21 protein-coding genes are annotated in these 22322 nt (G+C 74.6%); 11 read left to right on the forward strand and 10 right to left on the reverse strand.

The window, feature by feature from the left end; genetic code table 11:
• Positions 1 to 182 precede the first annotated feature (182 nt).
• Together ACIP4P_RS37085 and ACIP4P_RS37090 are read right to left on the reverse strand one after the other, a co-directional pair.
• Positions 183 to 1829, reverse strand: a complete 1647-nt coding sequence (locus tag ACIP4P_RS37085) for an amidohydrolase (RefSeq protein WP_400926372.1) — start codon at positions 1827 to 1829, stop codon at positions 183 to 185.
• Positions 1830 to 1907: 78 nt separating this feature from the next.
• A complete protein-coding gene (locus tag ACIP4P_RS37090) occupies positions 1908 to 2540 on the reverse strand; it encodes a TetR/AcrR family transcriptional regulator (RefSeq protein WP_400926375.1) in 633 nt (210 codons plus the stop codon).
• 70 nt (positions 2541 to 2610) lie between these two features.
• On the opposite strand from ACIP4P_RS37090, the gene ACIP4P_RS37095 reads away from it, so the two are divergent.
• On the forward strand, positions 2611 to 4125 hold the full coding sequence (locus tag ACIP4P_RS37095; protein WP_400926378.1) for a purine-cytosine permease family protein: 1515 nt from the start codon (positions 2611 to 2613) through the stop codon (positions 4123 to 4125).
• 102 nt (positions 4126 to 4227) lie between these two features.
• Here ACIP4P_RS37095 and ACIP4P_RS37100 read toward each other — a convergent pair whose 3' ends face one another.
• Together ACIP4P_RS37100 and ACIP4P_RS37105 are read right to left on the reverse strand one after the other, a co-directional pair.
• Positions 4228 to 4815, reverse strand: coding sequence for an AAA family ATPase (locus tag ACIP4P_RS37100; protein ID WP_400926381.1), 588 nt, complete (start codon positions 4813 to 4815; stop codon positions 4228 to 4230).
• Positions 4816 to 5375: 560 nt separating this feature from the next.
• Entirely contained in the window at positions 5376 to 6062 is a 687-nt protein-coding gene (locus ACIP4P_RS37105) for a polysaccharide deacetylase family protein (RefSeq protein ID WP_400926384.1), read from the reverse strand.
• Between the two features lie 212 nt (positions 6063 to 6274).
• On the opposite strand from ACIP4P_RS37105, the gene ACIP4P_RS37110 reads away from it, so the two are divergent.
• The gene (locus ACIP4P_RS37110; RefSeq protein ID WP_400926387.1) at positions 6275 to 6952 is read left to right on the forward strand and encodes a DUF6461 domain-containing protein; all 678 of its coding nucleotides are present in this window, start codon (positions 6275 to 6277) and stop codon (positions 6950 to 6952) included.
• Between the two features lie 418 nt (positions 6953 to 7370).
• Here the strand turns inward: ACIP4P_RS37110 and ACIP4P_RS37115 are convergent, their stop codons facing one another.
• From ACIP4P_RS37115 to ACIP4P_RS37125, 3 genes are all read right to left on the reverse strand, one after another.
• On the reverse strand, positions 7371 to 7970 hold the full coding sequence (locus ACIP4P_RS37115) for an HAAS signaling domain-containing protein (protein ID WP_400926390.1): 600 nt from the start codon (positions 7968 to 7970) through the stop codon (positions 7371 to 7373).
• Complete coding sequence (locus ACIP4P_RS37120; protein WP_400926393.1) at positions 7967 to 8401, reverse strand: PadR family transcriptional regulator; 435 nt, start codon at positions 8399 to 8401, stop codon at positions 7967 to 7969. The genes ACIP4P_RS37115 and ACIP4P_RS37120 overlap by 4 nt, the downstream gene beginning before the upstream one ends.
• 110 nt (positions 8402 to 8511) lie before the next feature.
• The gene (locus tag ACIP4P_RS37125; RefSeq protein WP_400926396.1) at positions 8512 to 9246 is read right to left on the reverse strand and encodes an NUDIX domain-containing protein; all 735 of its coding nucleotides are present in this window, start codon (positions 9244 to 9246) and stop codon (positions 8512 to 8514) included.
• Between the two features lie 482 nt (positions 9247 to 9728).
• On the opposite strand from ACIP4P_RS37125, the gene ACIP4P_RS37130 reads away from it, so the two are divergent.
• Together ACIP4P_RS37130 and ACIP4P_RS37135 are read left to right on the forward strand one after the other, a co-directional pair.
• Complete coding sequence (locus ACIP4P_RS37130) at positions 9729 to 11300, forward strand: alpha/beta hydrolase (protein WP_400926398.1); 1572 nt, start codon at positions 9729 to 9731, stop codon at positions 11298 to 11300.
• A gap of 95 nt (positions 11301 to 11395) precedes the next feature.
• Entirely contained in the window at positions 11396 to 12055 is a 660-nt protein-coding gene (locus ACIP4P_RS37135) for a disulfide bond formation protein DsbA (protein ID WP_400926401.1), read from the forward strand.
• Positions 12056 to 12073: 18 nt separating this feature from the next.
• Here the strand turns inward: ACIP4P_RS37135 and ACIP4P_RS37140 are convergent, their stop codons facing one another.
• Together ACIP4P_RS37140 and ACIP4P_RS37145 are read right to left on the reverse strand one after the other, a co-directional pair.
• A complete protein-coding gene (locus ACIP4P_RS37140; protein ID WP_400926404.1) occupies positions 12074 to 12655 on the reverse strand; it encodes a DUF1707 domain-containing protein in 582 nt (193 codons plus the stop codon).
• A 44-nt stretch (positions 12656 to 12699) separates the two neighbouring features.
• Complete coding sequence (locus ACIP4P_RS37145) at positions 12700 to 13020, reverse strand: hypothetical protein (RefSeq protein ID WP_400926407.1); 321 nt, start codon at positions 13018 to 13020, stop codon at positions 12700 to 12702.
• 96 nt (positions 13021 to 13116) lie between these two features.
• Between ACIP4P_RS37145 and ftsH the strand changes: the two genes are divergently transcribed.
• From ftsH to ACIP4P_RS37175, 6 genes are all read left to right on the forward strand, one after another.
• A complete protein-coding gene (ftsH, locus tag ACIP4P_RS37150) occupies positions 13117 to 15078 on the forward strand; it encodes an ATP-dependent zinc metalloprotease FtsH (protein ID WP_400926410.1) in 1962 nt (653 codons plus the stop codon).
• A 113-nt stretch (positions 15079 to 15191) separates the two neighbouring features.
• Entirely contained in the window at positions 15192 to 16031 is an 840-nt protein-coding gene (gene nadE, locus ACIP4P_RS37155) for an ammonia-dependent NAD(+) synthetase (RefSeq protein WP_400926413.1), read from the forward strand.
• Positions 16028 to 16972, forward strand: a complete 945-nt coding sequence (locus ACIP4P_RS37160; RefSeq protein WP_400926416.1) for an ADP-ribosylglycohydrolase family protein — start codon at positions 16028 to 16030, stop codon at positions 16970 to 16972. The genes nadE and ACIP4P_RS37160 overlap by 4 nt, the downstream gene beginning before the upstream one ends.
• 148 nt (positions 16973 to 17120) lie before the next feature.
• Positions 17121 to 17597: an SAM-dependent methyltransferase gene (locus ACIP4P_RS37165; protein ID WP_400926419.1), complete on the forward strand. Its 477-nt coding sequence runs from the start codon at positions 17121 to 17123 to the stop codon at positions 17595 to 17597.
• 3 nt (positions 17598 to 17600) lie between these two features.
• A complete protein-coding gene (locus ACIP4P_RS37170; protein ID WP_400926422.1) occupies positions 17601 to 18368 on the forward strand; it encodes an SDR family NAD(P)-dependent oxidoreductase in 768 nt (255 codons plus the stop codon).
• Between the two features lie 119 nt (positions 18369 to 18487).
• A complete protein-coding gene (locus ACIP4P_RS37175; RefSeq protein ID WP_400926425.1) occupies positions 18488 to 19810 on the forward strand; it encodes a nucleotide disphospho-sugar-binding domain-containing protein in 1323 nt (440 codons plus the stop codon).
• Positions 19811 to 19889: 79 nt separating this feature from the next.
• Here the strand turns inward: ACIP4P_RS37175 and ACIP4P_RS37180 are convergent, their stop codons facing one another.
• Positions 19890 to 20627, reverse strand: coding sequence for a hypothetical protein (locus ACIP4P_RS37180; protein ID WP_400926428.1), 738 nt, complete (start codon positions 20625 to 20627; stop codon positions 19890 to 19892).
• A gap of 419 nt (positions 20628 to 21046) precedes the next feature.
• On the opposite strand from ACIP4P_RS37180, the gene ACIP4P_RS37185 reads away from it, so the two are divergent.
• The gene (locus tag ACIP4P_RS37185) at positions 21047 to 22171 is read left to right on the forward strand and encodes a hypothetical protein (RefSeq protein ID WP_400926431.1); all 1125 of its coding nucleotides are present in this window, start codon (positions 21047 to 21049) and stop codon (positions 22169 to 22171) included.
• Positions 22172 to 22322 lie beyond the last annotated feature (151 nt).

A 22322-nucleotide genomic window follows, 5' to 3' on the forward strand; every position in this document is an offset into this window, starting at 1 on the left:
AATCCCCACCCCGCCGGGGCACCTGGGGGCACCGGGGTGGTTCCCCTGGGGGCACCTGGACGGGTGGGCGGACGGCTGGTACGGAAAGCCCGGCACCACCGCCCGGTGGTGTCGGGGCGGTGGTGCCGGGTGCTGCTGGTTCCTGCTGGTGGTTCGTGCTGGTGGGGGTGTGTCGCCGTCCGTCAGGACAGGCGGTCGGCGCGGTGGGTGGGGCGTCCGTCCAGGACGGTGAGCAGGACGGGGACCTCCGCGAGCGCGGTGGCCGGGGTGGTGAGCGGGTCGGCGGCGAGGACGGTGAGGTCGGCCCGGTGGCCGACCGCGATCCGGCCCGCGAGCTGCTCCTCGCCCGCCGCGAAGGCCGCGTTGACGGTCATCGCGCGCAATGCCTCCAGGGCGGTGAGGGCCTGGCCGGGGTTGTGCGGGGGCTGGTCGAGGTCGCGGGTGGGGCGGCGGTGGCGGGCACCCGCCATCACGCCCAGCGGCGGGTAGGGGGCGATCGGCCAGTCCGAGCCGAGGACGACGGTCGCGCCCGCGTCCCACAGGTCGCGGCAGCGCCAGGCGCGGTCGGCACGCTCCTCGCCGAGGCGGCGGGACCAGTTGTCGGTGTGGTCGGCCCGGGTGAAGTCGCAGCAGTGGGTCGGCTGCATGGAGGCGATCACGCCCGACTCGGCGAAGCGGTGCACCAGCTGGTCCGGAACGGTCTCGATGTGCTCGATCCGGTGGCGGACGGGGGTGGTCCGCCCGGACGCTCCGGACGGGGTCGCCGAGGCGGCCCGGTCGACGGCGTCGAGGGCGTGGCGGACGGCCGCGTCGCCGATCGCGTGGGTGGCGGTCGGCACCCCGGCCCGGTGCAGCTCCTCGATCACTCGGGAGTAGTGCGCCGGGTCGGGCCAGAAGGCGTGGGTGGACTCGCCGTGGCAGTCCGGGCGCTCCAGCCAGGCGGTGCCGTTGTCGATGGTGCCGTCCATGAACAGCTTGACGCCGTCGACCTGCCACAACCGCCCGCCCCGGCCCTGCAGTTCGAGCAGCGCGCGCAGCCCGTCCTGATCCACGCCGGGCTGGCACCAGGGCGCGATCCGCAGGCGCAGCGGCAGCTCGCCGGTCTCGTCCAGCTCGGCGTAGAGGTCGAGGCTGTCGCCGTTCGCGTCCATCGCGTGGCCGCCGGTGAGGCCGGTGGCGGCCATCGCGCGCAGGGCGGCGGCCAGGCGGTCGCGGCGTTCGGCGCGGGTGGGCTGCGGGGCGGCGCGCTCGACCAGTTCGCAGGCCGCGTCCTCCAGCAGCAGGCCGGTGGGGCGGCCGTCGGCGTCGCAGACCACCTCGGCGGCCTGGGCGAAGGTGCGGGGGCCGTCGACGCCGGCCAGCTCCAGGGCGCGCGGGCTGGCCAGCATCGAATGGGCATCGAAGAGCTGGAGCAGCGCCGGGACGCCGTCCAGGACGGGGGCGAGGGCGGCCGCCTCCACCGGGCGGTCGCCGAAGACGTTCGGGTCCAGGCCCCAGGCGTGCAGCCAGGCGCCCGGGGCGAGGCCCTTGACCTCGGCCGCGAGGGCGGCGCGGACGGACGGCAGGTCGGTGCAGCCGGAGAGGTCCAGGCCGTGGGTGAGCTCGGCTCCGGTGACCGGGTGCAGATGGCCGTCGACCAGGCCGGGGGTGACCACGGCGCCCCGGAGGTCGATCACCGTCGTTGCGGCGTCGGCGAGTTCGCGGATGGTCCGGTCATCACCGAGGGCGGCGATCCGGCCGTCGACCACGGCGAGCGCGGTCTGCGGGAGGAAGCCGCCGGAGGCGGGGTCGAGCAGGCGGGCGGAGAGGAGGACGAGGGAGGTGCGCACGGCGGCTCCAGCGGTGGTGCGGGGTGGGGGAGTCGAGGTCGGTGGGGGTCGGTCGGGGTCGGTCGGGATCGGTGGGGGTCACCCGGACAGGGCGAGAGCGCCGTCCGTGAGGCCGAGTTCGCGTTCGGCGGTGGCGGCGGCGAGTCGGATGACGGCCGAAGGGTGGTTGCCCAGGCCGGTGTTGGCGTGGGAGGCGAGGCCGTCGATCACCACCAGGATCCGGACGGCCGTCAGCTCGGCGTCCTCGGTCCGGAACTCGCGCTGGTCGACGCCCGCCTGGACGACGCCGCCGAGTCGGCCCCGCCACAGCGACTCCTGGCCGAGCACGCGCTCGCGCAGGACGGGGCGGTAGCGGCTGAGGTGGCGGGCGTTGAGCCAGAGCCGGCTCATGTCGTCGTAGGCCGGGCCGGTGGTGCGGGCGAAGAAGCGGGCGAGGTGGTTCAGCGCGGACCCGTCCGGCGGGTCCGCGGGCAGCAGCGTCTCCAGTTCGGCGGTGGCGGCGCTGCCGAAGGCCTCGGCGACCAGGTCCTCCACGGCCGGGAAGTAGTGGCTGATCAGGCCCGGTCTGACGTCCAGCTGCTCGGCGATCCGGCGCAGGGTGATGCACTCCAGGCCCTCGGTGAGGGCGACGGTGGCGGCGGCCTCGACGATCTCCGCCCGGCGGTCGTCGGGAGACTTCCGGATCCGTTTGCGCTGAACGCTTGACGTCATGTGGCGGATGCTATTGAGTGTGCGACCAATAAGCAAGCAGGTGGGCACGACACCCCCACGGAGGGCCCCCATGGCGTCCACGCTCCCGGACCACCCCCAGTCCGACTTCCCCACCGGACCATCTCCCCGGCAGTCCCCGCACCCGGACCCGCACCCGCACCTGAACCCGGGCCCGGGCTCGCATCCCGGCCCGCAACCGCATTCGCAGCAGGAGCGGAGCGGCCGGGTCGAGGTGCACGGCATCGACCACATCCCGGAGACCGAACGGCGGGGCCGGGCCCGCGAACTCTTCCCCGTCTGGGCGGCGGCCAGCGTCAACTACCTCAACCTGGTGGTCGGCGGCGCCCTCGTGCTCAGCGGGCTCAGCCTCTGGCAGGCCTTCACGGTGGTCGTCGTCGGCAACCTGTTCTGGCTGGGCACCGGACTGCTGGCCGTCTCCGGACCGGCCGCCGGCGCGCCCAGCGAGGTGATCACGCGCGCGATGTACGGCGTCCGGGGCAACCGGGTGAACAACGCCGTCACCGGGTGGATGATCTCCGTCTGCTACTTCGCGCTGAACCTCGCCGCCGCGGCCGTGGCGGCGTTCTCCCTCGCCGAGCAGGCCGGGATCACCCCGAACACCCCGATCAAGATCGCCATCGTGATCGCGATCGTCGTGGTCACGCTCACCATCAGCGTGTACGGACACGCCGTGATCGTGCGGCTCTATCTGCCGATCACCCTGGCCCTCGCCGCCGCCTTCGCCGTCGTCGGCTACGCGATCCTCCGGCACGCCGACTTCGGCTGGAGCCGGCCCGAACCGCTCGGCGGTGGCGGACAGTGGGCGGCCGTCCTGGCCGGCGTCACCCTGATCGCCTCCGGTCCGCTCTCGTACACCACCAGCGCCGACTTCTCCCGCTACCTGCCGGCCACCACCTCCCCGCGCGCCGTGCTCGGCTGGACCGCCCTCGGCGGCTTCCTACCCAGCGTCGTCGTCGGCGGCCTCGGCGTACTCGGGGCCACCACCGTCGACATGACCGACCCGCAGGCCGCGCTCCAGAAGATCCTGCCCGGCTGGTTCAACCCCGTCTTCCTGATCTCCCTGGTCATCGGCACCATCGCCGTCAACGCCCTCACCGCCTACAGCGCCGGCCTCGCCCTGCAGGCCGTCGGCATCCGCATCCGCCGCACCCTCAGCGTGCTCGTGGACGGCACCGTCGCGGTGGCGCTGACCCTCTACGCGCTGCTGGTCTCCAACTTCCTCGACACGGTCAGCAATGTGCTCCAACTGACCGTCGTCCTCCTCGGCCCCAGTACCGCCATCTACGCCACCGACATCCTGCTGCGGCGCAACCGCTACGACGGCCGGGCCCTGACCGACGAGTCACCCGGCAGCCCGTTCTGGTACCGCGCGGGCATCAACCCGGCGGGTGCCATCGCCCTGCTGGCAGGAGTGACCACCTCGGCCCTCTGCGTCGACACCCTCTACACCGGCCCGGTCGCGGCGCTGACCGGTGTCGACCTCGCCCTCCCGGTGGGGATCGTGGTGGCCGCCACGGTCTACGGCCTGCTGGCGCGCAGGGCCATGTCGCGCCGGAGGGCCTGACGCCGGGGCGAATCGGGCGGCGCGCGGGAAGTCGGCCGGATCGACTTCCCGCGCCGGGCGTTCCGGCCGCTCCGGGCGCTCCGGGCGCGAGCGCGGGCCGGCTCAGGGGCTGTCGGGCGATCCTTCCGTGTCGTGGTCGGCGTGACGGCGGTGCCCCGGGCTGCGGATCCAGGCGACGACGGCCTGCACGTCGACCGGGTGGGTCGTGTCGACCTGCAGCGTCGGGCCGAGCCGGAGAGGGCGCGCGGTGCGCCGCCAGCGCTCCCAGTCGTCGTCTGTCAGCAGGTCGCCGTGGATCGGATGGCGTGGATGACGGGCCTCGAATCGGTGCCGGGCGGTCGCCAAGGGGACGTCGCACCAGATCTCCACCACAGCGGGGTCGTTGGCGCGGCGCAGGCCCCGGACGACGAAGCCCCGGAAGTCGGTCGGCCAGCAGGATTCCAGGACGGCGCCGGCGGGTGCGTCCGCCAGCAGTGCCCACATCGTGGCGCCGGCTGCGGCGCCGAGTGAGGCGTTCCAGCGCCGCTGCGGCGAGTCGGCCCGCTCGACGCCCAGGACATCGGCGTGGGCTTCCTTGATGACGTCCTTGCTGAACAGCGGCAGCCCCAGGTGACGCGACAGCATGCGGGCCAGGGTCGACTTTCCGGCGCCGGGCAGCCCGTTGACCAGGACGGCGAGGGGACCGGTCATACCGCCACCGCCGCGCGGCGGTCGACCGGCCGACCGCCGCCGGACCCGGCGACGACATCGACTGTGGCGGGCACGGCTGCTCCTTGCCGGCCGACGCTGCGACGTCGGCCTGCTCGACGAGCCTCATGGGATCCCTTGAGAAGGTATGCCCTCCACGTTCCCGCCGGGCGGGGTGTGGACAGTGGCCATGAACGCTGATCCTCTCGTTGGTTGGAGTGCTGGGATGTTGGGTGAGGCGAGTGACGAGGTCGTGGCGGAGCGAGTGCGTGAGGAGTTGGTGGCCGCCGGCCGTCTCCTGGAACTGCCATCCGCGACTGTGGGATTGCTTCAGTCGCGCATGCCGCCTGGACCAGTGGGACGACCCAGCGTTCCGCCACTACGGGGAACTGCAGCGGACCATGCTCGCGGCCATGATCCGGGATTCCGGGTTCGGCCGGGTTCACGGTTCGTCAGAGTGAGCGCGAGTATGAGCCGTTGAGCCTTGAGGTTCTCGCTGGTCCCGAGTCCTCTCCGCCTTGGGCGCTGAGCGACGGACAGTCGACCGTGCAGGGCTGAGCGGGTCAGGAGCAGAGGACGCCGAAGGTGTAGCCGTGTTGTCGGAGGGTGGTCAGGATGGTGGGGAGGGCGGCCACGGTCTGACTGCGGTCGCCGCCGCCGTCGTGGAGGAGGACGACCGAGCCGGGGCGGGCGGCGGTGAGGACGCGGTGCTCGATGGTCGGGGTGCCGGGGAGGGACCAGTCGGCGGGGTCGACCGTCCAGAGCTCGATGGTCTTGCCGAGGAGGGCTGCCCGGGACTGGACGGTGGTGTTCACGAAGCCGTAGGGCGGACGGAGGCAGCTGGGGGTTCGGCCGGTCTGCTGGTGGATGGCGTGGTCGGTGTCGAGGATCTGGGCGTTGAATTCGGTGAGGGAGAGCTTCCGTAGATCGGGGTGGGACCAGGTGTGGTTCTGGACGCTCTCGCCCTGGCGGGCGACCTGGGCGGTGACGGCGGGGTTCGCGGCGACGTTCTGACCGGTCTCGAAGAAGGTGGCGGGGGCGCCGTACCGGGCGAGGACGGCGAGGATCTGCGCGGTGTACTGCGGGCTCGGGCCGTCGTCGAAGGTGAGGTAGACGACCTTGGGGGCGGTGGGCGCGGGTGAGGAGGCGGCGGAGGCCGGGACGGCCAGGCCGAGGCCGGCGGTGAGCAGGGCGGCGAGGGCGGAGGCCGCGAGGCGGAGCGGGCGGGCGCGGGCGGATCGGGGAGGCATGGTGGGCTCCGGGGGTGCGGTACCGGGAGCGGTCGTGGACAGGAGTCGCCCGGGCGGCGGTGGCGCCGGGCGAACGGCGGCGCGCCCCAAGTGAGTTCCTCTGTGCCACCATCCTCCGCCCGGCCGTTCGGCGTTGCATGTCGGCGTTCTCGGTTAGGGTGCGGACCGGCTGCGCCTGGCCATCGCAGGGCCGGCGCGAGGGGAGGGGCGTCATGATCGGCGTCGTCGGTGACGGTTCGCGCGAGGCCGAGGAGCGGGGCGGTGAGGGCATCCAGTGGCTGGCGGAAACCGGCGGGGAAGTGACCGGGGTGGTGTTCGCCCGTGGCATCCCGCCCGAGGAACTGGCCCGTCGGATGGGGGCCGATCCGGCCGCCGCCACCGGGCCGATCAGCGGGCGGGAGATCTGGGACCTGGACATCGAGGTCTACCGCCCCGGTGACGACGGCGACGGCGTGATCAGGGTCGGCTCGGCGGACGGCTGGTCCTTCGCGATCGAGTACGGGGACTCGACCGGCGGTGAACTCCTCACCGAGATAGCGCGCGAGGGCGTGGAGGTGGTGCACTTCCGGCCGATGCCGGAGCAGCCGCCCGCCCTGCTCGACTACGCCCGGGACGGCGCCGTCCTGTGCGGTTTCGGGTTGGGGGAGGAGCGCTGGCGCTGGGGGCAGGAGCCCGATCTGCTCGTCCCCGAGCTGGTCGCCGCGAGCGTGCTGGAGGCCGATGGCGTCACCCCCTGCGCACCCGGCGGCGCGCCGTTCCCGGGCGTGCACCGGCGGACCCTCGGCGCGGTCGGGCGGCGGTTCGGGCTGCGGCTGCCGCAGGCGGTGCTGGGCGAGCTGCGGCTGCCTGCGTACGTGGTGCGGGGCCGGCCGGGGCTGGAACTGCGGTGAGCCGAGGAGGGGCGGAACTGCGACGGTGATGGCGGTCGCGGCGGTCGCGGCGGTCGCGGCGGTCGCGGCGGTCGCGGCGGTCATGACGGTCATGGCGGGTCTCCCTTTCCCGGACCCCTGGGCGGGGCCTCGATGACCGTCATCCTCGCGCGCTGCGGGCCGCCCGCACATGTGCCGATCGGGAGGTTCCGGAGAGGGAAAGCCCGGCTCGGGGGTGCCGATCGGCCCGCCACCGGGACGACGCTGCCGATGGGGGAGTTGAAGCGGGCGAACGGGGAGGTGCAGGCCCGCCTCGACGCCGATTCCCCTTCGTGGTCGTGGAGTTGGCCGACCCGCCGACTCGCCGACTCGCCGACTCGCCGACTCGCCGACTCGCCGACCCGCCGACCCATCGACCCGCCCGCCCGCGCGGCCGGGCTCAGACGGCGAGGTCGGCGGCGCGCAGGCGGGCGGCGGAGCGGGAGAGCCGGATCGCCGCGACCGGGCTCGGGCAGAAGCCCAGCGCGCAGACGGCGAGCACGGCGCCGGGGGTCAGGCCGGCGGAGAGGACCGAGACCACCACGGCGAGCACCGGGGTGAGCACCAGCGGCGAGACCAGGAGCAGCGTCGCCTGGCGCTTCTCCCGTCGCGTCCACTGCCGCGACCTGGTCACCCGGACGGCCGCGAAGACGGCCGCGGCGAACCCGAGCACCGGTCCGACGGCCGGGACCAGCGACAGCGGCAGGGCCAGGACGGCCAGGGCGAGGGTGAGGTTGGTCCAGCCCGCCGTCTCCGGGGCGGGCCGCGCCTGCCCCTCCTCGGCGAGGGCGGCGTCGGCGATCTGCCGCGGGGTGCCGAGCTGCGCCAGGACGGCTCGGACGGCCTCCTCGGTGACCGGGGCCTCGGTGAGCGAGACCTCGATGTGCTCGCGCAGGTCGGCCAGCAGTTCGCGGCGGCGCTCCGGCGGGAGCGTGGCGGTGCCGCGGGCGACCGCGTCGAGGTGGGCGCGGACCAGGGGGTGCTCGATGGGGTTGTTCACGGGTGCTCTCCCGGGGTGAGGACGTGGTCGATGGTGGCGCGGAAGGCGGGCCACAGCGCGGTGAACTCCTCCAGCGCGCTCCGTCCCTCCGCCGTGAGGGTGTAGTACCGGCGGGACGGGCCGCTGGCCGAGTCGCGGAGGAAGGTGTCGGCGAGCCCGGCGCGGCGCAGCCGGGACAGCAGCGGGTAGATGGTGCCCTGGCTGGTCGCCAGCATCGGGTGGCGGCCGAGTTCCTGGAGCAGCTCGACGCCGTAGCGCGGGCCGTCGCGCAGCAGCGCGAGGACGCAGTACTCCAGGAAGCCCTTGCGCAGCTGGGTCGCCACGGGGCCGTCGGCCGCCACGGGCCCGTCAGCCGCGTCGGAGCCGTCGCCGGGCGGGTCGGGCCTGCGGGGACCGCCCTCGCCGTCCGAGCTTGCGATGCCAGGTACCATGCAATGCAAGATAGCATGCGAAGCAAGGATGGCAAGCGGGATCCGGTGACGTCGAACGAGGTCGGCGGGAGGGGGCGGACGGCGAACCGCCCGCCCCCTCCCGTTGTCGCCTACTCCTTCCGCTGCGGCGGCCGCCAGTCGGCCAGGTGCGCGGCGAGGACGGCGCCCGGGTCCGCCGTGGTGTCGCGCAGCGCGACCATGGCGGCGGTGATCACGTCGCAGAGCTCGCCCTGGAGATCGGCCGTGCTGTGGCTGACCCCCTTGCGCGGGTTGGCGCCCAGCACGCCGAGCAGGGCCTCGGCGACCTCCCCGGCCTCCTCCTGGATCTTCACCACCTGGAGGTGCAGCAAGGGCAGCCCGATGCCCGCCCGGTGGTCGGACAGATGGCGGTGGATGTCGTCGACCACCGCCCAGTCCGGGGTCCGCCCGACCGCCAGCCGGGCCTCCAGCTGGCGCAGGTAGCCCTTGAGCGCGGGCGGCAGTTTCATCCGCTGCGCCTCGGCGAACGGGACCAGTCGCAGTTCCTGGCCCTCGCCGAGGACCAGTTCGGCCGGGTCGACGTCCACCAGGGCGTGGAAGGCCCGCCGCCGTGGGCCGTTCCGGTCGGTCGGTGCGAGCACCGGATGGAACGGGCGCAGACCGGGCACGTGCAGACCGGTCTCCTCGCGCAGTTCGCGCACGGCGGTCCGGTACGGCGTCTCGCCGGGTTCGCGGTGGCCGCCGGGGACCACCCAGTAGGCCGGCCAGAGGATGTCCGGCTTGTCGTCGCGCAGTTGGAGCAGGACCTCCTGGCGGCCGGTGGTGATGAAGACGTCCACGCTGACGAAATCGGTGTCGGTGCCCAACGTGCCCAACGTGCCCTCCGTGACCCGGTGTGCGCCGCGGTGGTGGCGGCAGGCGGTAAGGCTGCCACCCCGTGGGCCGGTTGAACCCTCACCTGCTCGGCCGGTGGTAGTCCGGTCGGCGCACGCCCCCCGTCCGGAGACTCCGACGGGCGTCGACGTGCCGGGGCCCCTAGGGTCTGTGGTGCGCCGACGGTGCCGGACGCCGGGGCGTGCGCCGTCCCGACGTGCCAGGACGTACGCCGTTCGCCGCGCGCCGGGCGACCGGGGCACCGGGGTACCGGGCGGGCCCCACCCGGGACGGCCCGCGGCACCCGGCTGCGGCACCCGCCCGGTGCGAACGCCCGACGCCGACGTCCGCCTTGCCCGTTCGGCGGATCCGCCCGTCACGCCCGCCCGTCACACCCGCCCGTCCCAACCGTCCGTCCGGCCCGGAAGACCCGCCCGGCAGACCCGCCCGGCCAACCCGAGAGGTGGACCGCCCCATGCACACCGTCGTCCGCGGTGCCGGCGCGCTAGGCCTGGTCGCGCTGCTGCTCGCCCCCGTCTCCGGCTGCCAGGGCGAGGACCGCTCGGCCGCCGAGCCCGCGCCGAGTTCCCCGGTCACCGCTGCGAGCGCCACCGGCCTGGCCGCCCAGCAGCTGGCCTGGAAGGCCTGCCCGGCTCCGAGCGCCGCGCAGGGCGGCGGCACCCCACCCGCGAGCGACTGGGAGTGCGCCACCCTCAAGGCCCCGCTGGACTACGCCGAGCCGGACGGGAAGACCCTCGACCTCGCGCTGATCCGGAGCAGGGCCAAGGACGAGCAGCACCGGATCGGCTCCCTGCTCTTCAACTTCGGCGGCCCCGGCGGCTCCGGCGTCGCCACCCTGCCGGCCCTGGCCCCCGTCTACGCGACCCTGAACACCCGCTACGACCTGGTCAGCTTCGACCCGCGCGGGGTCGGCAACAGCGCCGGGGTGAAGTGCCTGGACGACCGGGCGATGGACGTCAACGCCGCCGTCGACAGCACCCCGGACACCCCCGCCGCGGTCAAGAGCCTGGACGACAGCAACGCCCAGTTCACCGCCGCCTGCGAGCGCAACTCCGGCCCGGTGCTGCCGTACGTGGACACCGAGAGCGCCGCCCGCGACCTCGACCTGATGCGGCAGGTGCTCGGCGACCAGAAGCTCTCCTACTTCGGCATCAGCTACGGAACCCAACTCGGTGGCGTCTACGCGCACTTGTTCCCCAAGGAGGTCGGCCGGGTCGTCCTGGACTCGGTGGTCGACCCGACGAAGGACCCGCAGCAGGCCGCCCTCGGCCAGGCCCAGGGCTTCCAACTCGCCCTCGACGACTTCATGAAGGCCTGCGCCACCCAGGACGCGGCCGCCTGCCCGACCGGCAGCGGCGGCGCCGACGGCACCGCGCGGATCACCGACCTGCTGCAGAAGCTGGAACAGGCGCCGCTGCCCACCAGCAGCGGCCGCCAGCTCACCGAGAGCCTGGCCATCACCGGCATCGCCGGCGCCCTGTACAGCAAGCAGACCTGGCCCGCGCTGGCCTCCGGGCTCACCGAGGCGATGCAGGCGGGCAGCGGCGACACCCTCCTCCAGCTCGCCGACTCGCTGCTCGGGCGCGACCCCGACGGCCACTACAACAACCTGAACGCCGCCAACCGGGCGATCAGTTGCGTGGACGCGCGGCAGCGCTACTCGGACCAGGACGTCGAACAGCAGCTGCCGCAGTTCCGCGACGCCTCCCCGGTGTTCGGCGCCTTCACCGCCTGGGGCCTCACCGGCTGCACCGGCTGGCCCGTCCCGGGCAAGACCGACCACCCGGACGTCTCGGCTCCGGGCGCCGCCCCGATCCTGGTGGTCGGCACCACCGGGGACCCGGCCACCCCGGTCGAGGGCGCCCGCACGATGGCGCAGCAGCTGGGCGCGGGCGTCGGCGTCACCGTCACCCTCAACGGCGAGGGCCACGGCGGGTACAACACCGGCAACCCGTGCCTGAAGCGGACCGTGGACGCCTACCTGCTGGACGGTACGGTGCCCGCCGACGGGACCACCTGCAGCTGAGCGGCGGCAACCGAAGTCGCCCACCGAAGTGGCCCACCGGAATGGGCTGTGATTGGCTCTGTGGAATGGTCCAATCAGGCCCTAGGATCAACCGCGTGAACAAGCACGAGAACGAGCACGAGACCGAGCACACGGCCACCGTCGACCCGAAGGCCACCAAGGTCGACTTCTACTTCGACCCGGTCTGCCCCTTCGCCTGGATCACCTCCCGGTGGATCCTGGAGGTCGCCCGCCAGCGCGAACTCGACCTCACCTTCCGGGTGATGAGCCTGTCCGTCCTCAACGAGGGCCGCACCGACCTGCCGGAGCGCTACCAGCGCCTGATGACCACCGGCTGGGGCCCCGTCCGGGTCTGCATAGCCGCGGCCGAACAGTACGGCGAGCACGTGCTGCGCGACCTCTACACCGAGCTCGGGACCCGCTTCCACGACCAGGACCGGCCCGCCGACGACACCGTCATCCGCGAGGCCCTGGTCGCGGCCGGGCTGCCCGAGGAGCTCGCCGAGGCGGCCGACAGCACCGCGTACGACATCGCCCTGCGCAAGAGCCACCACGAGGGCATGGACCCGGTCGGCGAGGAGGTCGGCACCCCGACCATCCATGTGGACGGGGTGGCCTTCTTCGGCCCGGTGCTGAGCGCGATCCCGCGCGGGGAGGACGCCCTGCGGGTCTTCGAGGGCGTCCGACTGCTGGCCGGGTACCCGAAGTTCTTCGAGCTCAAGCGGACCAGGACGGAGTCGCTCGACTTCTCGTGACGATCCCCCCGGGCCGGATCAGCGGCGGCTCTGCTTGATCTTGATCCGGCCCGACCCGGGGTGGCCGACGACGGTGACGGTGGGGCATCCGGGCTCCGCCGTCCCGGCCGCCTTGTTGACGATGTGACCGGTGTTGGTGCTCGACCCGTCCACCGTGACGCCCCAGTCGGCCGGGACGATCAGCCGGATGTGGCCCGAGCGGCAGGTCGCCTCGACCGTGACCTCGCGGTGCGCGCAGACCGCCTCGGTGAAGTCGATGGTGATCGTCATCATCCTGCACTCGGCGACGATCCGCCGGGGCACCGTCCACCGGCCGGCCTGCTTGATGTTGCTCATCGAGGGCTTGAGGACCAGCACGTCCGTCCCGGCCTCGTCCTCCGGCCGCCGGCCGAGGTCCGTCACCAGGGCGTCGAGTTCGCGGTAGGTCCGCGCCGCGTAGGCCCGGTCGAGCCGCTCCTCCAGTTCCCCGAGGTCGATCCGGCCCTCCCCGGCGGCGACGCGTAGCCGATCGGCCACGGCCTCCCGGTCGGCGTCCCCGGCGCGCGGCTCGACGTGGGCCTGCGGTGCGGCGGGTATCGGGAGGTCTTCCGGATTGTTCATGGGAGGACTCTAGAACACGGGTTTCGTCGCTGGTCGGCGGTGTGTCAGCGGCCGCTCGGGTGCGGATCCTTGAGGGCGGAAGCGGCTACGGAGGCGGCGGCGAGCGGCCGGGCGAGCAGGAGCAGGAGCAGGAGAACCCCGCCCACCACCAGCAGGCGGCGGCCGGGCCGGAGCCGTCGGCCGCACGCACCACGCCGCACGCACCACGCCGAGCGCGCCACGCCGAGCGCGGAGTGCGCGGTCCGGGCCCGCTCGCCGGGCGTGCCCCGGGCGGACCCTCCCCCCCGGGGCCGGGCCCGGCCGGGCGGGCAGTGGGCCACCGGTACCCGCTCAAGCTCCCGTCCGGGGCCGGAGGGGTCGACCATGGAGGGGTGGACCATGGAGGGTGGGCCCCGCGCCGGGGCCGGGGTGAGGCCCGGCGGCGTCGGAGGGGCCGCGAGGCGGAGAGGCGGTGAGCGTGGATGATCGTACGAACGCGGCTGCGGGCCGTGCGTCACCCCGCGACCCCGCCCGGCCGGGGGACCGGACCGTGGCGCGGCCCGGGAGGCAGACCGGGACAGGGCCCCGGCCCCGGCGGGACGCCGCCCAAGCCGCCCGCGCCGGCGCTGCGCCGCTGGCTGCTGCCCGTGGCCGTGCTGGTGACGCTGCTCCTGCTGGTGCTGCTCTCCAAGCCCAGCCCGACCGGCCCGCGCTACGGCTACACCGACCTCCTCAACCGGGTCGACGCCGGTCAGGTGCAGACCGTGGACGTGAGCGACACCGGCGGGGTGTCCGGCACCCTCAAGGACGGCACCCGCTTCACCAGCCAGATCCCGACCGCCCTGGACACCTCCCAACTCAGCCGGGCGCTCTCCGACCAGCACGTGAACGTCACCGGCAGCCGCTCCGGCGGGGGCAGCTCGATCTGGTCCAGCCTGCTGCTGTTCCTGCCGCTGCTGATCTTCGGCGGACTGTTCCTCTGGTCGGGCCGGATGGCCGCGCGCTCGTTGGGCGGCGGGCTGAGCGCGATCGGCCGCTCCCGGGCGAAGATCATCGAAGCCGAGCGGCCCGCCACCGGCTTCGCCGACGTGGCCGGGTACGAGGGGGTGAAGCAGGAGGTCAGCGAGGTGGTCGACTTCCTGCGCAACCCCGAGCGGTACGCCGCCGCCGGGGCCAAGGGGCCGCGCGGTGTGATCATGGTCGGCCCGCCGGGCACCGGCAAGACGCTGCTCGCCCGGGCGGTCGCCGGCGAGGCCTCGGTGCCGTTCCTGTCCGTCACCGGCTCCGGCTTCGTGGAGATGTTCGTCGGCGTGGGTGCCTCCCGGGTCCGTGACCTGTTCGAGGAAGCCCGCAAGCGCGCGCCGTCCATCATCTTCATCGACGAGATCGACGCGGTCGGCGGCCGGCGGGCGGGCGGCACCCGGATCGGTGGCAACGACGAGCGCGAGCAGACCCTCAACCAGCTGCTCTCCGAGATGGACGGCTTCGACCAGAGCACCGGCATCGTCGTCATCGCCGCCACCAACCGGCCGGACGCCCTCGACCCGGCCCTGCTGCGCCCCGGCCGCTTCGACCGCCAGGTCACCGTGCCGCTGCCCAACCAGGCCGAGCGGGCCGCCATCCTCGCCGTGCACACCCGCGGCAAGACCCTCGACCCGGCGGCCGACCTGAACCGGATCGCCCGCGGCACCCCCGGCTTCTCCGGCGCCGACCTCGCCAACCTGGTCAACGAGGCCGCGATCAACGCCGTGCGCGCCGAACGGGCCACCATCACGGCCGCCGACCTCGACGACGCCCGGGACCGGGTGCTGCTGGGCCGCCGCGAGTCCTCCAACGCGCTGCTGCCCGAGGAGCGGCACGCCGTGGCCGTGCACGAGTCCGGGCACGCCCTGATGGCCGCGCTGTGCGAGCACGCCGACCCGGTCGCCAAGGTGACCATCCTCCCGGCCGGGGTCGCGCTCGGCGCCACCGAGCAACTCCCCGAGGCCGAACGGCACCTGTACAGCGAGAGCTACCTGACCGACCTGCTCACCGTCCAGCTCGGCGGGCGGGCCGCCGAGCTGGTGGTCTTCGGCGAGGGCTCGACCGGCGCCGCGAACGACCTCGCCAACGCCACCTCGGTCGCCACCCGGATGGTCCGCGAGTTCGGCCTCTCCCCGGACCTCGGGCCGGTCGGCTACTCCAGCGGCTCCCCGCAGTACCTCGGCGACCACCCCGACGACCTGCTGCGCCGCCCGTACTCCGAGCAGACCCAGCGCGCGGTCGACGAGGCGGTGGCCGCCCTGCTGCGCGGCGCCGAGCGGCGGGCCATCGGGCTGCTGCGCGAACACCGGCACCACCTGGACGAGCTCGCGGAGCTGCTGGTCGCCCAGGAGACGGTGGACGGCGGCGTGGTGCTGGAGATCCTGGGGCACCCGGCGCCGGACGCCGGAGCGGCGGCCTGAGAAGCGGCCGGCCCGGCCGACCCCGGCCGATGCCGGCCGGGACCGGGGCCCGCCGCAGGTCCGGTCGGGGCCCGGGTGGATGATGGCGGGGTACCGAGTTGAAGGAGCCCACCATGACCGAAACCCTGCCCGCGGACGTCCAGCGCGAGATCGCCCTGGCCCTCGGCGTGGTGCCCACCACCGACCCCGCGAAGGAGGCCGAGCGCCGGGTGGCCTTCCTCGCCGACCAGCTGCGGGCCTCGGGCGCGCGCAGCCTGGTCCTGGGCATCAGCGGCGGGGTGGACTCCACCACCACCGGGCGACTGTGCCAGCTCGCCGTCGAGCGGCTGCGCGCGGAGGGGCGCCAGGTGACCTTCACGGCGATGCGGCTGCCCCACGGGGTCCAGGCGGACGAGGCGGACGCCCAGCGCGCCCTCGACTTCATCCGGGCCGACGAGGTGCTGACCGTCGACGTCAAGCCCGCGACCGACGCGGCCTTCGACGCGCTGCTGGCCGCCGGCCTCACCTTCCGCGACCACGCCCACGAGGACTTCGTGCGCGGCAACGTCAAGGCCCGCCAGCGCATGGTGGTCCAGTACGCGGCCGCGGGCGCGAGCGGGGGCCTGGTCGTCGGCACCGACCACGCGGCCGAGGCGGCCGTCGGCTTCTTCACCAAGTTCGGCGACGGCGCGGCCGACGTGATGCCGCTCTCCGGCCTGACGAAGCGTCAGGTCCGCGCGGTGGCGGCCCACTTGGGGGCGCCCGAGGAGCTGGTCGGCAAGGTCCCCACCGCGGACCTGGAGAACCTCGCCCCCGGCAAGCCCGACGAGGACGCCCTCGGGGTCGAGTACGACGCCCTGGACGACTTCCTGGAGGGCCGCCCGGTCAGCGAGGACGTCTTCCGCACCGTCCTCGGCCACTACCGCCGCACCGAGCACAAGCGCGGCCTGCCGATCACCCCCGGCCAGGCGTGACCGACCGGGACCCGGCGGCGACGCGGTCCGGGCGCGCGGCCGGGGCGGTCCTCGGGGCGGCGGTGGGCGATGCCCTCGGCGCGCCCTACGAGTTCGGCCCGGCCGGCGCCCTGACCGCCCGCTTCCCGTCCGGCGGCGTGGAACTCGTCGCCGGCGGCGGCTGGGAGCGCGGCGAGGCCACCGACGACACCCAGATGGCCGTCCTGGTCGCCGAATCCCTGCTGGAAAAGGGGGAGTTGGACCGCCCGGACATCTTCGACCGGTTCCGCCGCTGGGCCGCCGCCGACCCCAAGGACATCGGGATCCAGACCGAGTCCGTCCTCACCAGCGGCCACCCCTGGGACCTCGCGGCCGGCATCCACTTCAACTCCACCCTGCGCGCCGCCGGCAACGGTTCGCTGATGCGCGCCGCCACCTCCGCCGTCGCCTTCGCCCACGCCGGGCGCGAGGCCACCATGGACGCCGCGCGCCGGATCGCCGCGCTCACCCACGGTGACCGGGCCGCCTGGGAGGGCACCGCGATCTTCCACGAACTGGTCCGCCTGGCCCTCGCCGGCGCCGACCCGCTCGCCGAACTCCCCGACGTCCTGGCCGCCGTCGACTCCGACCACCGTGAGCGCTACGCCACCGTCCTCGCCCCGGACTGGCACCCCGACCGCGCCACCGAGCCCAACGGCGCCGTCTGGCCCTGTCTGGGTTCGGCGGTCTGGGCCCTGCGCACCACGGACGGCTTCGAGCGGGCCCTGATCGCCGCCGTCGACCTCGGCGGGGACACCGACACCGTGGCCGCCGTGACCGGGGGCCTGGCCGGCGCCCGCTACGGCCTGGCGGCCATCCCGCCGCGCTGGACCGAGCCCCTGCACGTGCCCCTGCCGGGCTCCGGCGGCCGGGTGCTGCGGGCGCCGGACCTGCTGCGGCTGGCGGAGCGGCTGGCGCGGTAGCGGGCGGTACCCGCGGGTCCGGCTGTGCCCGTGGCCCGGGCACCCCGGGGACGGGGCCACCCGCTTGATCGTCCGGCCGTGCGGATCGCTACCGTACCCGGTGAACAGGTGAACAGGTGGACAGTTCGACGCCGAAGGGGGAGAGGACATGGACGAGGTGACGGTGCGTCCGGTGGCCGAGGTGATCGGGGGCCGGGAGGACGTGCGGGACGACCGGTGGGGGAGCGTCGGGTCGGTGATCCGGTTGGACGCCGGGCGGTTCACCGAGGAGGCGCTGTACGGGCTGGCGGAGTTCTCGCACCTGGAGGTGGTCTACCACTTCGACCGGGTGCCCGAGGACAAGATCGAGACCGGCGCCCGGCACCCGCGCGGGAACACCGACTGGCCGCTGGTGGGCATCTTCGCCCAGCGCGGCAAGAACCGCCCCAACCGGATCGGGGTCTCGCGCTGTTCGCTGGTCCGGGTGGACGGCCTGGACCTGCACGTGACCGGGCTGGACGCGGTGGCCGGCACGCCGGTGCTGGACATCAAGCCGTACCTGGCCGAGTTCGGCCCGCGCGGTGAGGTCCGGCAGCCCGCCTGGTCCGCGGAGCTGATGCGCGCCTACTACGACGACGAGGCCTGACCGGTGTCCGGTGCGAGGCTCGCGGTGGTGTCCGGGGGCGGGACGGGGATCGGCCGGGCGATCGCGGCCCGGCTGGCCGCGGACGGCTGCCGGGTGGTGATCCTGGGCCGCCGGGCGGGAGTGCTGGAGGAGGCGCGGGCGGGCATCGAGCGCACGGCCGGCCCGGGGTCGGTGGTGCCGCTGCCGGGTGACCTCACCGATCCGGCGGCGGTCGAGACGGTGGCCGCCCGGATCGCCGGACTGGGGCCGGTGGACGTGCTGGTGAACAACGCGGGGGCGGTGATCACCCCGCCCGAGGACGGCAGCCTGGCCGCGCTGGCCGCGTCCTGGCGGCGGGACCTGGACGTCAACCTGCTCACCGCGGTGCTGCTGACCACCGCGCTGCAGGACGTGCTGCGCCGCCCGGGCGGCCGGCTGGTGGTGATCAGTTCGGCGGCCGCCCAGCGCGGCGGCGCGGGCCCGCACTCGGCGGGTTCGTACGCCGCGGCGAAGGCGGCGCTGCACGGCTGGGCGTTCGGCCTGGCACGGCAGTTGGGGCCGGACGGGGTGACGGTGAACGTGCTGGCGCCGGGTTACGTGGCGGACACCGAGATCTTCGGCGCCGGGTGGAGCGAGGAGTTCCACGCCCGGAAGGTCGCCGACACCCTGGTCGGCCGGGCCGGCACCCCGGAGGACGTGGCCGAGGCGGTGGCCTACCTGGCCTCCCCGGCGGCCGGCTACCTCACCGGGCAGGTGATCGGACTGAACGGGGGTGCGGTGTTGGGCAGGTGAACCGCCCGGTCGCGTCGTTCAGACGGGCCGTGTCGCCCCGACGAGCCGTCGACGAGCCGTCGACGACTCGTTGATCAGCCGTCTACCGCCCCTGCCTACGGTGAGTCCCGGAACGAACCGTGCTTGACACCCAGGAGTCTCCGCTGTCCAGGATCATCACCACCGCCCTGCCCGCCCACGGGCACGTCAGCCCGCTGCTGGCCATCGCCGCCGACCTCGCCGCGCGCGGCCACGAGGTGGTCTTCCTCGGGGGCTCGCGCTTCGCGGAGACCGTCGAACGGGCCGGGGTGCGGTTCGCCGCGCTCCCCGCCGAGATCGACTGGGACGACCGCGACCTCGACGCCGCCTTCCCGGGACGGGCCGAGCTGGCGCCCGGTCCGGAGCGGATCGCCTTCGACGTGCGGCACGTCTTCCTCGACCCGGTGCCGCACCAGTACCGGGCGCTGCTCGCACTGTTGGCGGAGTTCCCGGCCGACGCGGTGATCACCGACGCCTTCATCCAGGGCATGCTGCCGTTGGCGCTGGCCCGTCCGCGGGCGGAGCGCCCGGCGCTGATCGGGATCGGGATCACCCCGTCGATGCTGCCGAGCGTGGACACCGCGCCGTTCGGCCTGGCGCTGCCGCCGCTGGCCGGGGAGGAGGGCCGGATCCGCAACCGCTCGCTGCAGGAGGAGGTGGACCGCCGCGCCGAGCCGCTGCAGCGGTACGCGGAGAAGGTGTTCGCGGAGGCGGGCGTCCGGCTGCCGGAAGGTCCGCGCGGGCTGGCCCAGGTGACGGTGCCGGACGCGTACCTGCAACTGACCGTCCCCGGGTTCGAGTACCCGCGCAGCGACGCGCCCGCCTCCTACCGGATGATCGGCGCGCTGCCGGGGAACGTCGGCGAGGAGCAGCCGCTGCCCGCGTGGTGGGACGAGGTCACCGGCGAGCGGCCGGTCGTGGTGGTGACCCAGGGCACGCTGGCCAACGACGACCTGGACCAGCTGGTCGCGCCGACGGTCCGCGCGCTGGCCGACCGGGACGTGCTGGTGGTGGCCGCCACCGCCCGGCCGGACGGGCCGGAGGCGCTGACCGGGCTGCTGGGCGGCCGGCTGCCGGAGAACGTCCGGGCCACCGGGTACGTGCCGTTCGACCGGCTGCTGCCGCACACCGACGTGCTGGTGAGCAACGGCGGGTACGGCGGGGTGCAGACCGCGCTGCGCTACGGGGTGCCGCTGGTGGTGGCCGGGGCGAGCGAGGACAAGCCGGAGGTGGCCGCCCGGGTGCAGTGGGCGGGCGTGGGGCTGGACCTGCGCACCGGTCGGCCGGAGCCGGAGACGGTCGGCCGGGCGGTCGACCAGGTGCTCGCCGAGGGCCGGTTCCGCGAGCGGGCCCGCACCCTGGGCGCGGAGTTCGCCGCGTACCGGCCGTTCGACACCATCGCGGAGCTGGTCGAGTCGCTCTGACACCGCACCGGGCCCGTCCCCGAACTCCCGCCCACGGCTGGGTGGTTCGGGGGTGGGCCCGAAGCGTTGGAACGATCCGTCAGTCGTCGTCGGCGTCCGCCCCGGCGGTGGGCGCGGCGCCGCCCTTGGCGATGCCGAGCTTGGCCTCGGCCGTCGTCCAGTCGGTGGCGATCGCCTGCTGGGCGGCGGCCAGGGTGACCTGCCCCTTGCAGATCGCGGTGTGCAGGTGGGTCTCCACCGTGTCCTTGGGGTTGTTGGGCCCCTTGCCCGGGGTGTGGCCGGGGGAGGGCGGTTCGACCCAGAGGTTGCGCGCGTCGTTGGGGTCGCCGCCGAGCTGCAGGCTGATCAGGTGGTCGTACTCGGCGTCGCCCATCGGGCCGGTGTAGCCGTAGGACTTGGCGTTGTCGGCCTTCTCCTTGCCGGTGATGTTCACCGGCGGGCGGATCGTCGAGGTGTAGCCGCCCGGCTTGCAGATGGTGTCGTTGATGTTGCCCTGGTTCACCGCCGGGCTGATCGCGCCCGGGGTGCAGTTCGGGTCGGGCAGCGGCTGCTTGTCCGCGGTGTAGCGGTAGTGGCAGCTGCCCGCCGCGGGCTGCGGCTGGGCGTCGTAGGCGCTCTTCGGGCCGGGCCCGGTGACGATCTCGGCCGGGGCGGGCTGGGCGGCGTCGCCCGCGACGGCCGGGGCGGAGCCGTGGGCGCTCTCCTTGGCCGGGGAACCGCTCCCGGCGGTGTGGCCGCCACTGGACGAGCAGCCTGCGGCTGCGGCGAGCAGGACGGCCGCGGCTATGGCCAGGGCACCACGGGCGGGAGCCGGCACGGGATTCCTCCAGGTCGTTCGGGTCGCACGGGGGCGTACGGGTCGTTCGGGTGGTTCCGGTGGATCCGCTGGGTCCGTTGGATCACATGGATCGGGCGGTCCGGCCGACGGGGTGTCGGAGGGCCGCGCCAGCGGACCCTACCGCGTGGAGGGGGCCGAAAGGGTGACGCCACGTCCGGGCGCGGGAGGACTGTCGCGGGCGCGCGGAATCGTTTTCGCACTCATGACGCCCCCGTGACGCCCCGACAGGTTCCCGCGGCGGCCGACGGAGCCGCCCCGGACGTGAAGGAACCGTGTTCGGGTCGGGTTGGGACCGCGTTCGAACAATCCGCCTCCGGGGTCCTCGACCATGTCGTAGCGTGACGTCGTCGCGGCGGGGCCGCGGCGAAGGCGCGGCACGAACCCAGGGGAGGGGACCCATGAACGGCCCGACGCGCAAGGCACGTTGGCTGGGAGCACTGGCGGCGGCGGGAGCGCTGCTGCTGACCGGGACGGGAGCCGCGGCCGCCGCGCCGGCCGCACCGGAGCCGACCGTCCGGCAGAGTGCGGCCCCCGGGACGGTCGCGCTCGGCGGCCACCTGGAATCCCTGGCCGTCACCCCGGACGGCACCCGCGGCTACGCCGTGGTCAGCTACGCCGGACCGCGCGGCGGGATGGTCCGGGTGGTCCGCAGCGTCGACCTGCGCACCGGCGCCACCGCCGACCTGCAGACCCTCACCGGCTTCGACATCGTCAGCCGACCCGCCGTCAGCCCCGACGGCAGCCGGGTCTACCTGACCGTCGGCGGGAGCCTGGTGACCATCGACACCGCCACCGGCCGCGAGCTCGCCCGGGTCGACGCACCGGACCAGCCGCGCCCCGAGGGCTTCACCACCGGCGTGCTGCACGGCGTCACCGTCAGCCCGGACGGGGCCCGGGTGTACATCGACCAGTACGGCCCCTGGAGCACCCGCCGGGGCAGCCGGGCCGGCCGGGTCCTCGGCTACGACACCGCGCGCGGCGCCTTCACCGGTGCGACCGAGCTGAGCGGCTACGCCGTGGACCGGGTGGTGCTCGGTGCCGACGGCACCGACGCCTGGGTCGGCACCCAGAACGGCCTCTACCACCTGGACGTCCGGGGCGACGCCCCGGCGGTCCTCGGCACGGTGGCCGACTTCGGCGCCGGCGACGAGATCGCGCCCACCCCGGACGGCCGGACGGTGTACGCGCGCGGCTTCCAGGACGGCACCGGCACGGTCGACGCCGTCGACCCCGCGGCGCACACCTACCGCCCGGCCTTCACCGCCGCCCCGACCTGGGACGACGCCCACCTGCTCGGGGTGAGCCCGGACTCCCGCCGGGTCTACGTGCTGACCGGCGGGAAGGGCCCGCAGGCCGCGTTCCGCGCGTACGACACCGCGACGAACGAGGCCGTCCCGGGCGAGACCGTCACCGACTTCGGCCTGCCGTCCGTCACCGACGCCTTCCTCGGGCCGGACGGGCACACCCTTTACCTGACCTCGGGCACGGGCGTGGACTCGGTGCTGAAGACCGTCCGGTACTGAACCCCGGGGGTGCCCGTGGCGGGGGGGGGGGGGGGGGCCCGGGGCCCCCCCCCCCCCCCCCCCCCCCCCCCCCCCCCCCCCCCCGCCCCCCCCCGGGGCGCCCCCCGCGGCCCCCGCGGCCCCGAAGGCCCCCCCCCCCCCCCCGCCAAAC

The sequence above is a fragment of the Kitasatospora sp. NPDC089509 genome, from assembly GCF_044749365.1.
Taxonomy (GTDB): Bacteria; Actinomycetota; Actinomycetes; order Streptomycetales; family Streptomycetaceae; genus Kitasatospora.

Bases quoted from the DNA above. Each gene is read 5' to 3' on its own strand.
- ACIP4P_RS37090 (WP_400926375.1), bottom strand. From the start codon at position 2,540: ATGACGTCAAGCGTTCAGCGCAAACGGATCCGGAAGTCTCCCGACGAC.
- ACIP4P_RS37095 (WP_400926378.1), top strand. From the start codon at position 2,611: ATGGCGTCCACGCTCCCGGACCACCCCCAGTCCGACTTCCCCACCGGA.
- ACIP4P_RS37100 (WP_400926381.1), bottom strand. From the start codon at position 4,815: ATGACCGGTCCCCTCGCCGTCCTGGTCAACGGGCTGCCCGGCGCCGGA.
- ACIP4P_RS37105 (WP_400926384.1), bottom strand. From the start codon at position 6,062: ATGCCTCCCCGATCCGCCCGCGCCCGCCCGCTCCGCCTCGCGGCCTCC.
- ACIP4P_RS37110 (WP_400926387.1), top strand. From the start codon at position 6,275: ATGATCGGCGTCGTCGGTGACGGTTCGCGCGAGGCCGAGGAGCGGGGC.
- ACIP4P_RS37120 (WP_400926393.1), bottom strand. From the start codon at position 8,401: ATGGTACCTGGCATCGCAAGCTCGGACGGCGAGGGCGGTCCCCGCAGG.
- ACIP4P_RS37130 (WP_400926398.1), top strand. From the start codon at position 9,729: ATGCACACCGTCGTCCGCGGTGCCGGCGCGCTAGGCCTGGTCGCGCTG.
- ACIP4P_RS37140 (WP_400926404.1), bottom strand. From the start codon at position 12,655: ATGAACAATCCGGAAGACCTCCCGATACCCGCCGCACCGCAGGCCCAC.
- ACIP4P_RS37145 (WP_400926407.1), bottom strand. From the start codon at position 13,020: ATGGTCGACCCCTCCGGCCCCGGACGGGAGCTTGAGCGGGTACCGGTG.
- ftsH (WP_400926410.1), top strand. From the start codon at position 13,117: ATGATCGTACGAACGCGGCTGCGGGCCGTGCGTCACCCCGCGACCCCG.
- nadE (WP_400926413.1), top strand. From the start codon at position 15,192: ATGACCGAAACCCTGCCCGCGGACGTCCAGCGCGAGATCGCCCTGGCC.
- ACIP4P_RS37165 (WP_400926419.1), top strand. From the start codon at position 17,121: ATGGACGAGGTGACGGTGCGTCCGGTGGCCGAGGTGATCGGGGGCCGG.
- ACIP4P_RS37185 (WP_400926431.1), top strand. From the start codon at position 21,047: ATGAACGGCCCGACGCGCAAGGCACGTTGGCTGGGAGCACTGGCGGCG.